A 14,143-nucleotide genomic window follows, 5' to 3' on the forward strand; every position below is an offset into this window, starting at 1 on the left:
AAGTTTCGAGAAGGATCTACCACTGAGCTGAACCTCGGTGGTCGCAGCAGTTTCTCAGGCTCAAAACATTAAACCCGACGCCCGAAGACCTGAAGGCTAACCGGTATGAATCAAACGAAAGCCGACCAGGCGGCACAGAAGACTGGCAGACCAAGCATTAAACCGACCTCGTACACAGTAATCCCCTCCGTGCGCAATCTACCGCCGCCCGACCGACCGGTCTACTCGATCGAGAGCCACGCGGGCTGTAACCTTTGATGCCCCGCCAATCGCTGCCGCTGGGTGTTCTTTGCTGCAATAGCAAAGCATCAATGGCGGCGACTATGATGATTATTGGCGCGCCCTCGGTTTCGGCCTGTTGAGATTAGTGCTCCGAGGGTTGGTGGTTAACAAAACATCGGTTAACAGCTTGGTTAACACGGAAAAGCTGCCACGCAGCGGGCCGAGCGTCCTGACGGCCAGCGATCTAGGTCATAGATTATCCGCGCGTCGGTCACGTCGGTTATAGGCTAAAGCCCCATCGAGTAAATCATCTCGCTCTCACTGACCGCTTCGGGCGTCACCACCGCGTCCTTGAGCATCAACTTGCCGCGCAGCAGCCGATCCAGATGCACATCGAATGAATCGAACTGCGGATGCGTTACGGCAGGCAGATGGATAAACACTTCCTTCTGCTGCCCAATCCGATAGACGCGGTCAGAGGCCTGCGCCTCTTTTGCGGGGTTCCAGTGCCGTTCTAGGTGAACAACGTGGTTAGCTCCGACAACGGTCAAACCTACGCCCGCTGCGACCGGCGACATGATCAAGAGGTTGAAGCCGGACTTCGCTTCGAATGCTGATATGAGCTTCTTACGGGTCATGTCTTCCGCTTTGGTAGCTACCGCTTTTGTATCGCCGTTGATAACGGCAATGTCCAGGCCGTAGATCTGATCAAGCCACAGCTTCAAAACCCTCTGCAGGCGCTTGGTCATCATGAACAGGATGACCTTTTCACCCTTGTCGCGTATCTGGTCCAGCAGCTTGAGCGTCACTGCCAGCTTGCCTGACTCGGACATTAACTGACGGGCATGCTGTCCATCACGGCTGTACAGCGACGTTTCGTCATCCAAGCGAGGATGCAGCGAGACAGAACGCAACTGTGTAAGCGCCGCTAGAGCCGAACCACGCATGTCATCTGCGCTGGCGCGTCGAGCACGGTATCCATCTAGCACATCGTCATACACCTGCAGCTGAATCCCGCGCATAGATGCGCCCAACTCAGGCGCATAACGCTGGATGCCTCGATCTACCTGCTCTACTCCACTACGGATCGTTTTGCTAGGCAGCCCTTTAAGCTGGTCTTCCTTCACGCGACGCAGCATGAACGGCCCGACCGCCTTGCGCAGTTGCTCACCCAGACGAACACGGACCTCGTCGCGCTCCTCCTCCCCGGCCGAGAGAATCGGCTTGATCCAAGTGTCTCGGTAGTTTTCCCAGCTGCCAAACAACCCTGGCTGAGCCGTATCCATCAAGCACCAGAAGTCGCCGAGGCTGTTCTCCACGGGCGTGCCGGTGGCCAACAATTTGAAGTCAGCCTTTAACCCCTTTGCCGCACGGGTTTGCAGTGCGTTAGGGTTCTTGATGTTCTGCGCCTCGTCGAAAATGACCATGCCCCAGTCGATCCTGCACAGCGAAAACTGGTAGTCACGCAGCGTCTGGTACGTTGTTAGAACCAAACGACGGTCCATATCCAGACGTTGAGCACCCGCCTCCGGGCCAATGGTCAACGCATAACGAATGCTCTGGGCATCCATCATGCCGTCATCATCGGCCAGGGCAGCCAATTGAACAGACTCTCGCTCGGCGCCCTTGACGCGGTAGCGGTTTAAGTCTCGTCCAGCTTGCAGCACCACGAGATCGCGGAACGGAATGCTTAGAAAGGTCTTTCCAACTTCGTCTTCCCAGTTTTCCAACAGGCTAAGTGGTGCGACTACCAGGACTGGTTTTTGCGGCTTTTCGCTTCGGCGCTGGGCTGCCAGGTATTCACCGATTGCGACCAGCGACATGTATGTTTTGCCCAGCCCCATATCGTCGGCGAGCAGGCTGCCCTGTAGGCGATAGAGGTCATCATGATCGTCAGATAACGCGGCGTTCATCAGCCTGAGCATCCACTCAATACCTTCGACCTGATGCGGGAATGGCTGCCGCGCATAAGCGGACCAGTCTGGTGCTTCCAGTAAGCGAGCGTTGCTGGCTTTTGCCAGTAGTGTCGAGTTGATTTCGCCGGCATCCTTAAGAATGACGGCAACCTTCTCCTTGGGCTCGTCAAAAAGGTCTTCAGCTGCGGCCGGCGGCTCCGACAACTCGGGCTTCTCGAGCGTCTCTTTCACCCGTTCCAATTGACGCGCCACAAGCGGCGCGTCTGAAATGTCGATGACCTCACCAGCAAAGCTCAGACTCGTTGCACCCTGCTCTATCGCGGACCGCAGCACCTCCTCAAAACGCTCCAACTCCTCTGGCGTCTGAACTAACTTCGGGATGATCTCTGCTGGCGCGGGGCGCTTATCCAGGGCAAACCAGTCATTCTTGGCCGCATCCAACGCGCCGAAGTCCATATGCTGCAGCTTGCCAATACCAGCTACGCGGACCGAGAAACCGACCTCGAGATTGACCAGTGCAGCATCCAAAAAGGCCGTAGGCGAGGCGATAAACTCAGCGACCTTATCTGGCGGGATTCGTTTGTTGGCCAGCACATTGCGAATGCCGTCCATCTTCGCCTGATCGAGCAACACCACACGATTGTCGATTCGCAGCACACCCCCGTCAGCGCTCATGTCGAGCTGTGACCAGCGCTTCTCCAGCTGATCGGGCGTCGATCCATCCCCCAGACTCGGGCACAGCATCAGGCTGCCATCTGGCAGTCGGGTCGCAATAACGCCAACATTTTCCGGAACGACCACATCGAGTCGATCGAAATGACTCAAATCGATGCGCATACCGCTTCGGGCAGCTGTCTGTAGCTCAGCCATCAAGCGAAGGTTAGCCGCCTCCCCTCGCTGTGCTGGATCGAGCGACTCGTGCTTTTCCCAAGCCATCAGCCCCATCAACTCAGCTGGCGTAAGCCAATAGCGTTCGGTACTCGTCAGGTATAAATACGGGCCTTTGCGCGAGAAAGGTGTGACGCCCTCAGCCACTTCAACCGCAATCCCAACGCGGAAGGCGCTATTACCTGTACGCCCGCTGATGAAGGCCTGAAAGCGACCGGCGAATCGCCGTGGCAGCCGTAGAATGTCGGCCTGCTCATTGTCCATACCGGCAATATCTTCAGCACCGATATGAAAGCCGTTGGCCGTGTGCTCTGCGATGCCCTGCTCTGCGAGCATGTTCAGGACAATCAGCTGAACCTTCTGCAGTGCGTTGCCTTTACCTTCCTGCAACGCCTTGAACGTGTGGACGGGAAGATAAAAATTGGCTCCGTTGGAGTCTGCACTCGACGCAAACCCCTCCTGACTACCGACCGCCACATCACGCTCGCCAATCAGGGATTTCAGAACATCTAAAAGGCTCATTACTGCTCTCTCCCCTCAGCCTCGAACGCTTCCAGCTCGCGTTGAGCGGCGCCTGTCAGCTGCCAACCGTACTTATCATCCTGCATACAAAGCCCTTTCAATGGGCCGTATAGAGCCTGATTGACCAGCCTCGCGTCGACCTCTAGAACATTCGCCGCATAACGAACCTTATCGCCTGGGTTGGCAGCGAAATAATGCAATACGGCAAGCGCAAACGGATCGAGCGTAGCGAATCCCGAACCTGCGCTTACGGCATCAGGCACGCTCTGAGTTGCGTTTGATGGCTCCGGCCGGGTCAGCTCGGCTACCAATTGCTCACCATGCACCGACAGCAGCCAACGCCCTTCTCCATCCTGCTGGACGTATTGCGAAAGGCTGCTTTCCAACATCGTCTTCACGTTCAACACATTGCCGCCCTGATTGCTTACAGCTTCGAGTAACGCCCCGAAACCGCAATGCGGATGAATCTCGAGATAGCGCAGGGCCGCTAGCTGGAGCGAGCTGAAGGACGGCTGCTTCGTTCGTTGCAGAGCCGGGTCGTCGCGACCGGAGGCAACGGCGCCTGATTTCACTGCACCATTTGCGGCCGCAGCTGCAACATCAGCTGAACGCCGTGCTGGGATTGGCACATCGGCGTTGCGTGACATCGGCGCCGCAGCGTGTTCAGTTCCTTGTTGAGCAGCCGTCGGCGATCGCGTTACCGCTTTGGCCCCTTCTTTCGCCGGAGCGGGAACCACCGTGCGCTTGGGACTTACGGCAGGGATTCCGAATTTGCGCAGTTGGAGACGATAATCTTCAGGGCTCAGGAGCTGCTCGACATCGATGGCAATGCCATTCTCGGCCAGGAAGGTGAAGACCTTGTTCTGCCAGGTGTATGGGGTATGCACGAAAGCGTCGTAAGGCAACCCGGGGTAGAGTTTCTTGTAAGTTCCGGGGACCGTGGTGGTCAGGTCTTGATGACTGAAGGTATTTCGCTCATATGTTCTTAGGGCTTCACCAGGCGCGGCCAAGTAGACCCAGATTTTGAAACTATGTGAGCCCTCGACCAGATGGAAGTCACCGCAGTCCAGATAAATGACAGCCTTGTCCGTCATCTGCCCATCCATCCGCGCGAAGCTGGTCTTAACGTCCTTACCCAAGATCCGCTTGACCGATTGTTGAGCCTTGCCGCCCAGTAGGAGGCGAGTGTTACGAATTAACTTCAGCTTGAAGAGCCCTTCAAGGAATCGCTTGCGGGCGGGGAACATCCGCTGCATTTCCGTATTGGCTGTTTCAAGCCCGTATTGCTCAACGGCCTGCAGGAACAGCCGCAGGTCCTCTTTGGACAACCAGCCCCGAACCTTTTGAATGCGCTCCTCACCCAGCGGCTTCCACCACTCCCGGAAGTTCACCGCTGAGCTGGAGATACGTGGGTCCCCTGCCATGTTAAGGATAAAGTTCTGCCAGACTTCGCCGGCTTCCTGGCCGGCACGATCAATGAGGATCTCAAGCGCAACATGGCCGATACGCCGTGCGCCTTCGAAGGGCGCCTTGGCCACTGCAGGCTTGAGCAACTCATCCAGCACCGGATCGGACTCGCCTGGATGTAACTGTCGCAACGTCTCGAGATAAAAGTGCGCCCGGCAGATATCGCCATAACGGCCATCATCAAAGCCGTGCAGACCGAGTTCCATGAACGTCTCGCCAAGCTCACGTCCGCCTTGACGCACTCGTTCAGCGAGATGACGTGGACCATCGAGGCTAAGCAACCAATGCCCCTCGCGCTTGAGTGTAACCAGCGGATCGGCCCTTGATGTCTGGATCTTCGACGGCGGTATCAGGTCAAGCTGCTGTAACAGGCTTCGCTCCAGAAGCTCGCGCACCCCTTCCTTTTCATCCAGCCGATCGAATCGCCGGAAATACAGCTGTGCCAACTGCTGCAGCGTCATACGCGTTAGACGTGGCTGCTGAGCGTCCAGCAAGGCAGCCAACAAGCGCGTATTTAGCAGGCGGCTGGCAATCACCTCGTCATTGAGCCACAGCCAGCTCAACGCCCGAGCCGTAATACGCCGCCGCAGCAGCTCAGGCAGACCATCGAATCGCCCCGAGCTGGCCATGCCACGCAGCACTGCGAGCATGCGCTCAAACGCATCATTGTTCCCGGTCTCCGCCTCCAGAGTGGCAGCCTTTTTTGCCAGTACAGTCCAGCGCTCGAGCATCTGAGCGCCCCAGCTGGCCGCAGGAAACTCTACGGGAGGCAGCCTCATGGCTTGGCCTCCCCCAGACGTTCCTTGACTTGCTCGTACTGCGCGCTATCCGGACGACGGATGGTGAAACGAATGTCGATTCGGCGATTACGTTTGAAGTCTTCCTCCGTGACCTGATCGGCCACGGCCGGACGTGTTTCGCCATACCCGCTGACCGAGAACAGCGGTTTTCCGTCCTTGTTGTTCAGGCGCGACAACTGCTCCTCGCGCGCCAAGGCGTCCCCCCAGAACTGCCAGAGCGAAATAGCACGAAAGGTGGAAAGCCCCCAGTTGCCTTTGCCCATAAATCCCTGCAATGGACGGTTATCCGTGTGGCCCTCGATAAAAATCGTGTCCAGGAATTCCACCCGGTCATCACGCGAGATCACCTCCTTGATGACCTTGCCGATCTCAAGCGCTCGCGCCTGATAGGCCGAATGGATTTCATAGGCACCGGTATCGAAGCCAAGAAGATCGTTGGGAATACTCAGCACCGTGTGATTCTCGCTGACCTCCACCTTGATGCCGCGCCTGCGTAGTGCCTCAACAGCCTCATCGAGGATGGTGCGGCGCACTTGCTCCGCCTTTTTCAGCTCTTCGATTTCCTGTTCGAACTGGACCTGCCGCTCCTCCAGCTTCTGCTGAATGTCCATCAGCTGCAGGATCAGGATCACCGAGGCCAGAATGAAGATCACCAGCAGCGCCGACATAATGTCCGAGAAGGACATCCAGTACGGGTTTTCCTCATCGACGGCCACGTCATGCGACTTGCGAAAGCGCATCAGCGTGCCTCCAGCTCATCCAGAATCCCGCTCACCGCCTGGACGTTGCGATGCATCTGATCGGCATAGGCAAGCGAGACCTCGTTCCACTTATTCATGCGGTCCTCAGTCTGCGTACGCACTTCGGAGGCGTAGCTACGCAGCCACTCTTCAGCTTGCTTTTCAATTGCCTCTACCTGGGCACGCAGCGTCTCACCCAGCGTTGTAAATTCATGCCTTACGCCGGATAGGAATTCCTGCTGCGTCTGTTTCATGTCGCCAAAGCCAGTGCGCGCTTCGCTTGCGGCCTGCTCGAAGCGCTGCGCGCCCTCGAGTAGTGCTGCCTGCAGCTGCGACAGCGAACTTGCCTGGCCCTGCAGTTGTGCAGCCAACGCGGCATTCTGTGTGCTCGCAGCTTCCACGCTCTGGGTTACTGCCTCCAGGCGCTGGCCCAGCGCATCAGCGGCCTGGCGAAGGTTGGCAGAAAGCAGGCCCAACTGATTGGCGCTGCTATCCAAGTGCTTGCTGCTGGTCGCGGACGCTTCGGTAGCTTGTTGCAGGCGCGTCATCAGCTGCTGGTGCTGCTCAGCCATTTGCCTGCTCTGCTGCTGCGTAACCTGAACGGCGGACGCGATACCTGCCAGCAATTGCTGCTGCTGCGCAGCCATGTTTTCCAGTTGTTCGTTAAAGCGCTGCTGGCGGCTCTGTTCACGCTGCTCCGCCTGCACGCCGTACCCGCTGACCTGCTCATTGAAACTGCCGAGCAGCTTGCTGACCGTTTCCTCGAGATTGCGCTGTTGCGTCGCCGCGGCTTCGGCAATGGCGCCAATCTGCTGTTGGCTGGTCTGGCCCAGATTGCCGATCAGCTGCTGCTGTTGCGCCAGTGCCGCCGCTTGCTGCTCCTCGTGGCGCTGCGCCCTGGCCTGCTCACGCTGCTCGGCGGCCCCCATCTGCGTATCGAGCTGCGTGTTCAGGTTCATCATCAACCGGGAGAACACTTTCTCCAGGTTGTTATGCCGCTCATTGCCCGCCTCGGCCATCACTCGCATCTGGTCCTGAGTGGAACTGGAGAACTTCTCCAGAAGCGCCGCCTGATTGGCACTGGACTCACTCAGCAAACGCTCGAACATCGCCTGCCTCTCTTCATCGCGGCGCTGCGCAGAGCCCAACTGCCCCTGCAACTGGCTCGACAGTCCGGCCATCAGCTCGCTGAAACGCTGCTCCAGCTGTTCCTGCCGCTGATCTGCAGAGCCAGCAATGCGTTGCAATTGAGCTTCGAACTGGCTGCTCTGCTGCTGCGCAACCTCCATTTGCCGTCCCTGTTGCTCGCTCAAACTGGTAAACAGCTGGTTCAGGCGCTCACTCATGCCGCTTACGGCCGCGTTCACGTCGGCAGCGGCCTGTTGCATCTGGCTGCCCTGCTCCCGGCCAACCGACGTCATGCCGTCCATGAAGCTTCCAACCAGGGTCTCCAGCACCTGGGTCGATTGCTGGCTGGTGGTACTGACCAAGGTCTGAATAGCGGGCGCCATGATGTTGTTCAGCGCATCGGTAAACGCTGTCTGCATGGCCTCATTCATGCCATTGAGGGTTTCCTGCAGCCGATCCCCAATGCGCTCGTGCAATTCCTGCAGCGCCTCCTTGCTCTCCTTCCCGTATTCCGCGATATGCACCAGCGACTGCTCGGCTGGAATGCGCGGGTAGAGGAAGTCGATATCGTGCTGCAGCCGCTGGATATCAATCAGCGCACTACGTTCGAACATCTTCTCGATGATGTTCAGCAGCAGGCTAAAGGCAACGCCCCAGACCGATGTCATGAACGCCACAGCAGCGCCGGAGATCAGCTTGTTGATGCCGCCCTTCAGCGCCTCGATCTCGTCGGACGTACCCACCAGCCCCTCAAGCCCGACGGTCAAACCCACGAAGGTACCCAACACACCGACCGCCACCAGGAAACTGGGTGCTGCGGCCAGCAGACGGCTGGCAGTCAGACCACTCGCCAGTGTGCGCGCATTGAAGAAATGCTCGGCATCCAGAGTGTTGAACAGCTTTTGCTGGTCGGACGAATGCACGAGACTTTCATCGAACTCGCGCCAGAGCATGCCGACATTGGATGCCTTCAGCTCCTGCGCCTTGTGTAGCGTTTCTCTTCGGCTGGCAGCCAGGGTGTCCTTGCTCTGGCCGTCCAGCAGCGAGCGCAGTGCACGCATGCGCATTTTGAAGTGCCGGAAATGCAGCATCAGGAAGAACAGCGAAAACCCGAAGATCAGTGCAGTGACCAACCAGAACCAGGCACTGATGCCGTTAGGGTTGGCGCTGAACATATGGGCGAAATCGGGGATCAGGTGTTGCAGCAAATCCATCATGACCAAAGCGTCCGTTTAAAGCAGGGGATCAAAGCAATTAGCGAATCAGGCTTTCACGCCGAAGCGTTCTTTCAATCGGTCGACCGTCCAGCGCCACTTCGGGGTTGTCGGGCGACAGATGGTGTTCTGGTTGCCGAACAGGCCAACTTCCCTGATGGCTTCGTTCAGCGGCAGGCTGAGCAGCCAGTCGACCGACACGAAGTACTCGCAGCGTTCCGGGTCATCGGCCAAATCGCGGTGATAATTAGCGCCGTTGAGCAGCTCCAGCGCCGGGACCTCGTTGCCCTGATAGGAAATACGAAACTCGATGGCTGGGGTGGCATAGCTGGTAACTCGCGCCACGCCGACATAGCCGGAGCCGGGTACGTTGACCCAGATTCGGTCGCCAGGGCTGAGCACCTTCAGGCTGTTGCTGTACCAGCTGCCACCACCGCCGCAGATGAAGCCAAACTGCCGTGCCTCGGGCCAAGAGCGGCTGAGGCCGTGGCCGAAGGAGCAGTAGAACTCGCCGTTCCAGGGCTCGCTGGGCGTGCCGGGCTTGGCGACGGCGGTGGGTTGCGGCGTTTCGGCTGGGTCTAGCAGCCAAGCGCGGCTGATCAGTTGCTGCTCACCGAGTTGGAACACCTGAAAACACAGCACATTGATCGCGATATCGCGCTCGCTGAGGTAGCTGACGATGCGCTCGCTGCTGGCATCCAGCTCGGCGGCAACGATGACGATCTGATGGTTTTGATTGAGCGACTCGATATCCAGCGGCGCACCGAAACGCGCCTGGAAATCAGCAGCCAGATCGCCCTGCGGCTTGAAGCGCTGATAGATGGCGGCAATCTCGTCCGCCTCCAGCCGCTCCACCCAGGCGGCATAGTCCAGCGCCTGCGCCACCACTTCGCGCGGGGTGCGGTCGCGTTTGAGTTCAATCAGCACCAGCGAGGCGTCTGGAGCCAGCGCCAGCAGGTCGATGCGACCACCATAGCCGGTGCTTTCCTGCTGGCCGATCAGCAGCCAGTCGTCCGACAGTAGTGCCGGCGCCGCGACAATCATATTCTCGAGCAACTGCTCGCTGACTAACCGCGCCGCCTTGAGGGCTACGGGTTGCGCTCCGACGGTCCAGACTTGCGTGCGTATAGGCATCCCTGCACTCCTGCGTTTAGGCCACGGCCTGCTCGACCAATGCGGTAGCCAGCTGTTCATTGAGTTGGCGAGCCTGGGTCAGGCGGGTTTTGAGTTGATCGCAGAGCGCCATCATTTGATCGACTTTGGCGACGATGCGGTGTTGTTCGGCCTCCGGAGGCAGCAACAATGGAATTGCATTCATTTTTGCCTGGTTCATTTTGGGCTGAGCCGTGCCCGTCACGTAGGGCTTTAGATCAATGGCGTTAAAATAGAGGCAGACGTACAGAAGCAGAGACTCGCTTATCCCATCCAAGACATGGGCATGATTATTAACCCAATATTTACCTCGAGCCATGTACGCAATTGGAGTACTGCGATTAATTAGATTCGCGCCATCCTCACCAACCAAAAGCAGTGGCTTGTCAAATAAATAACCATCAATCTTATCGATGACACCGGACGCACCATAGTAATCGTAAGTTTTTGCCCGCCCCTCCCGCTCAGCTTGAGCGACCGGAACGCGCTCGCCATCGCGGCAAATAGTTACTGCCCCAACTGTCGATTTAACCCATCCTCTAGGCACAAGCAGACCAGCAACATCACCACTGCTATCAACTACTTCTTTAACTTGCCGCTTCCGGTTCAGAGAGGCAGCACGAGTTTTTTCTTCGATAATACGATTGAGAAGCTCGGTGGCCGGTTCGTCGTTGGGATCTTGCGGTACCAGTTTGCCAATCACAGCCAGTTGCAGCAGGGTCTGCTTGAGAGCGTCGATGCTGGATTCGGTGGTGAACAGGGTGTGAAAGTGTTCGGCCAGGCGTTGCCAGTTGGCGGCGAAGTCCTTGGCATCGGCGGCCTGGGTCAGGCTGCCGAGCAGCGCTTGCACCAGTTGGGCGTGAGCGCTTTCGGCGTCGGCCTGCTGGGCTTCCAGGCGGTCGCATAGGGCCATCAGTTCATCGACTTTAGCGACGATGCGGTGTTGTTCGGCTAATGGGGGAATAGGTATTTCCAGTTTTTCCAACGCCGACTTTTGAAGATTGTTTATACCAATCCCTTTGCCATGTCCCGCCGCCCTTGACCTGTAGAGCGGTGTCTGGAAGAAACATCCAAAAAACTGAAAAAGGTCGCTCGTACGTGAGCGAACCACGCCGCAAAAAGCTCCAAATGAACCATCAAAGCTAGCTGTAGCCTGCGCTGCCTTACCGACCAAGTCAGCACTTCCGCTCGACATTGCAATAACAATATCGCCAGCTTTGATGTACTGATGCTCCGAAATTATCTTTTGGGGAACATAAACCGGGCGATCAAAGTTCAACGTCCGATTAATATTGTTCCCTCGGAGCAAGGGGGCGTGCTCGGGTAACGGAGCATCACTGGCATCCGATTTGTTGTAGGTGACTCCACGAATAATCTCTGCAATTTCCCCGAGACGAACCCACTCCCAGTTGGTAGGTACGTCAAACGGCTTCTCTTCTTCGCCAATTTCAGCCAGTGGCTTCTGCTTCTTAATCTTCCCCTCATCAACCAACCGCGTCTTTTCCTCGGCAATGCGCTTCAGCAACTCACTGGCCGGCTCATCACTGGGATCTTGCGGCACCAACTTGCCGCGCACCGCCAGTTCCAGAATCAGCTCACGCAGCTTTTTGATGCCATTGGGCGCGCCGGTCAGCAGCGGCAGGTTATCGGTCAGCAGAGCGGTCATGGGCGGGTTTCCGGGGCAAGCATGTTCATGATCAGGCGGATCAGGGTGTCTTTCTGTGCGGGGGCGGATTCGGCAACCAGCAAGGTCAGCGCCGCCAGACCGGTGTCATTGATCACGGCGTTACCGTCGGCATCGAACAGGCGGCCGTTGCGGTGCAGGAAGTCGACGAAGAGATAGGCGCCGCTGCGTTTGTTGCCATCGGCGAAGGGATGATTCTTGACCACGAAATACAGCAGATGCGCGGCTTTGCTCTCCAGGCTCGGGTAGGCCGGTTCGCCGAAGACGCTTTGCTCGAGGTTGCCGAGCAGCGCAGCCAGGCCATCGCCGCGTTCGCGGGCGAACAGGTCGCTGGCTTCGCCACGGGCCATCAGCTGGGCTTTGAGCTCGGCCAGTTGCCGGCGCGCCTGGGTAGCATCAAGCAATTCACCACCGGGACTGCCGGTGGGTTCGGTGAGCAAACCTTCGTCGTAGCGTTGCAGCCAGAGGAAGGTCTGGGTGTAGCGGCTGACGATTTCCACCAGCCCACGCCCGCCGGCTTCGCCCAGTTCGGGCGTGCGAGCGGCCTTGCGCACCAGCTCCAGCGCCGCCTCCAGCTCGCGGGCGTTGGCCTCGAAGCGCGCGCGGTTGAGCGTATAGCCGCGGGTCAGGTGCTGTTTGAGTACCTGATTGGCCCACTGGCGAAAGCGCGTGCCTTCACGGGACTTCACCCGGTAGCCGAGGGAGATGATCACGTCGAGGTTGTAGAAGGCCACCGGCTTGTCGGAGCCAGCAATGTGCAGATTTTGCACATTGCTTTCACGTTCCAGCTCGCCCTCGGCAAAGACGTTGCGGATGTGCCGGCCGATCACGGTGCGGTCACGGCCGAACAGCTCGGCCAGTTGCTCCTGGCGTAACCATACGCTGTCGTGCTCGACGGTGACGGCGATCTGGCCGCTGGCACTTTCGTAGATGGCGACGTCGCTCATGGCCGCTCCAGCGCCTCGGCCAGCACGGCCTTGAGCTGGTCGCGCAGCTGGCTGATTTCGCCTTGCAGCTGCGCGTAGTCACGCAGCAGCTGGTCCGGGTCGTGGCTGATCTGCTCGCCGACATGGGGGTTCTTGCAGTCGAGGTTCCAGTTGCGAGCTTTCAGTTCATCCAGGCTGACCTTCCAGGCGAACTCGCTTTCCACGCGTGCGGCAAAGCCATCGGCCTCACTGCCCCACCAGGCCTCTTCCACGGCGAACTCTTCGATGCGCATGGGGCGCGTCTTGGAGTAGTTCTTCACGCCGGCTGGGTACTGGTGCTCGTAGAACCACACCTCTTTGGTCGGTGTGCCTTTGGTGAAGAACAGCAGGTTGGTCTTGATGCCGGTGTAGGGGTTGAACACGCCGTTGGGCAGGCGAACAATGGTGTGCAGATTGCACTCGGTGAGCAGCTTTTCCTTGATGCGGCTCTTGATGCCTTCGCCGAACAGGAAGCCATCGGGCAGCACCACCGCAGCGCGGCCGCCATCTTTCAGCAGGTGCATGATCAATACGAGGAACAGGTCGGCGGTTTCGCGGGTACGGAAGGCAGCCGGGAAGTTGGTTTCGATACCGTCCTCTTCCATGCCACCGAACGGCGGGTTAGCGACGATGCAGTCGACCCGCTCCTTCGGCCCCCAACTGATCAGCGGACGCGCCAGGGTGTTGTCGTGGCGGATCTGGTTCGGCACTTCGATGCCGTGGAGGATCATGTTGGTGGTGGCCAGCAGGTGCGGCAGCGGCTTCTTCTCCACACCGTAGATGCTCGCCTGCAGGGTGCGCTCATCCTCAGCGGTTTTCACATAGCGGCTGCGCTTGTGCTCGATGGTGCAGGTGAGAAAGCCGCCGGTGCCGCAGGCCGGGTCCATCACCTTCTCGTCCAGCTTGGGATCGACCATGCGCACCATGAACTCGGTGACCGGGCGCGGCGTGTAGAACTCACCGGCGTTGCCGGCGTTCTGCAGGTCACGCAGCAGCTGTTCGTAGAGGTTGCCGAACTCGTGGCGCTCCTGCGCCTTGTTGAAGTCCACGCCCTGCTGAATTTTGTTGATCACCTGGCGCAGCAGCTGGCCGGACTTCATGTAGTTGTAGGCATCTTCAAACACGCTGCGCACTACGAAGGCCGATGGCGTATTGCTGTATTCGTGCAGGTTCTGCAGCTGCGGGAACAGGTTGTTGTCGATGAAGTCTTTCAGTGCATCACCGGTCATGCCTTCCGGGTCGGCAGCCCAGGTGCGCCAGCGGCAGCTTTCGGGGATGGGCGAGCGGTAGTTGTCATCCATCAGCTCCCATTCCAGCTCGCGGTCATCGAAGATCTTGAGGAACAGCAGCCAGACCAGCTGGCCGATGCGCTGGGCGTCGCCGTCGACACCCACGTCTTTGCGCATGATGTCTTGGATGGATTTGATGGTGGAGCTGATGGACAT

General features: G+C 58.4%; 8 protein-coding genes. All 8 read right to left on the reverse strand.

The window, feature by feature from the left end; all coding sequences use genetic code 11:
• Positions 1-509: 509 nt before the first annotated feature.
• From KXR72_RS10845 to KXR72_RS10880, 8 genes are read right to left on the reverse strand one after another with little or no spacing between them, the layout of a single operon-like run.
• The gene (locus KXR72_RS10845; protein ID WP_437421113.1) at positions 510-3,548 is read right to left on the reverse strand and encodes a DEAD/DEAH box helicase; all 3,039 of its coding nucleotides are present in this window, start codon (positions 3,546-3,548) and stop codon (positions 510-512) included.
• Complete coding sequence (locus KXR72_RS10850; protein ID WP_437421114.1) at positions 3,548-5,794, reverse strand: EH signature domain-containing protein; 2,247 nt, start codon at positions 5,792-5,794, stop codon at positions 3,548-3,550. The genes KXR72_RS10845 and KXR72_RS10850 overlap by 1 nt, the downstream gene beginning before the upstream one ends.
• Complete coding sequence (locus tag KXR72_RS10855) at positions 5,791-6,555, reverse strand: OmpA/MotB family protein (protein ID WP_437421115.1); 765 nt, start codon at positions 6,553-6,555, stop codon at positions 5,791-5,793. The genes KXR72_RS10850 and KXR72_RS10855 overlap by 4 nt, the downstream gene beginning before the upstream one ends.
• Positions 6,555-8,900, reverse strand: coding sequence for an anti-phage ZorAB system protein ZorA (gene zorA, locus KXR72_RS10860; RefSeq protein WP_437421116.1), 2,346 nt, complete (start codon positions 8,898-8,900; stop codon positions 6,555-6,557). Before zorA ends, KXR72_RS10855 begins: the two co-directional genes overlap by 1 nt.
• A gap of 45 nt (positions 8,901-8,945) precedes the next feature.
• A complete protein-coding gene (locus KXR72_RS10865) occupies positions 8,946-10,031 on the reverse strand; it encodes a nuclease (RefSeq protein WP_437421117.1) in 1,086 nt (361 codons plus the stop codon).
• Positions 10,032-10,047: 16 nt separating this feature from the next.
• On the reverse strand, positions 10,048-11,715 hold the full coding sequence (locus KXR72_RS10870) for a restriction endonuclease subunit S (protein WP_437421118.1): 1,668 nt from the start codon (positions 11,713-11,715) through the stop codon (positions 10,048-10,050).
• Positions 11,712-12,680 carry a RhuM family protein gene (gene rhuM / locus KXR72_RS10875; RefSeq protein ID WP_437421119.1) on the reverse strand — a complete coding sequence of 323 codons (969 nt, stop codon included), beginning with the start codon at positions 12,678-12,680 and terminating at the stop codon, positions 11,712-11,714. Before rhuM ends, KXR72_RS10870 begins: the two co-directional genes overlap by 4 nt.
• Complete coding sequence (locus KXR72_RS10880) at positions 12,677-14,143, reverse strand: N-6 DNA methylase (protein ID WP_437421120.1); 1,467 nt, start codon at positions 14,141-14,143, stop codon at positions 12,677-12,679. The genes rhuM and KXR72_RS10880 overlap by 4 nt, the downstream gene beginning before the upstream one ends.

The organism is Stutzerimonas chloritidismutans, from assembly GCF_051486945.1.
GTDB lineage: Bacteria > Pseudomonadota > Gammaproteobacteria > Pseudomonadales > Pseudomonadaceae > Stutzerimonas > Stutzerimonas chloritidismutans_B.

Excerpts from the sequence above, each read along its gene's own strand:
- KXR72_RS10845 (WP_437421113.1), bottom strand. The coding sequence starts at position 3,548 with ATGAGCCTTTTAGATGTTCTGAAATCCCTGATTGGCGAGCGTGATGTG.
- KXR72_RS10850 (WP_437421114.1), bottom strand. The coding sequence starts at position 5,794 with ATGAGGCTGCCTCCCGTAGAGTTTCCTGCGGCCAGCTGGGGCGCTCAG.
- KXR72_RS10855 (WP_437421115.1), bottom strand. The coding sequence starts at position 6,555 with ATGCGCTTTCGCAAGTCGCATGACGTGGCCGTCGATGAGGAAAACCCG.
- zorA (WP_437421116.1), bottom strand. The coding sequence starts at position 8,900 with ATGATGGATTTGCTGCAACACCTGATCCCCGATTTCGCCCATATGTTC.
- KXR72_RS10865 (WP_437421117.1), bottom strand. The coding sequence starts at position 10,031 with ATGCCTATACGCACGCAAGTCTGGACCGTCGGAGCGCAACCCGTAGCC.
- KXR72_RS10870 (WP_437421118.1), bottom strand. The coding sequence starts at position 11,715 with ATGACCGCTCTGCTGACCGATAACCTGCCGCTGCTGACCGGCGCGCCC.
- rhuM (WP_437421119.1), bottom strand. The coding sequence starts at position 12,680 with ATGAGCGACGTCGCCATCTACGAAAGTGCCAGCGGCCAGATCGCCGTC.
- KXR72_RS10880 (WP_437421120.1), bottom strand. The coding sequence starts at position 14,143 with ATGTCCATCAGCTCCACCATCAAATCCATCCAAGACATCATGCGCAAA.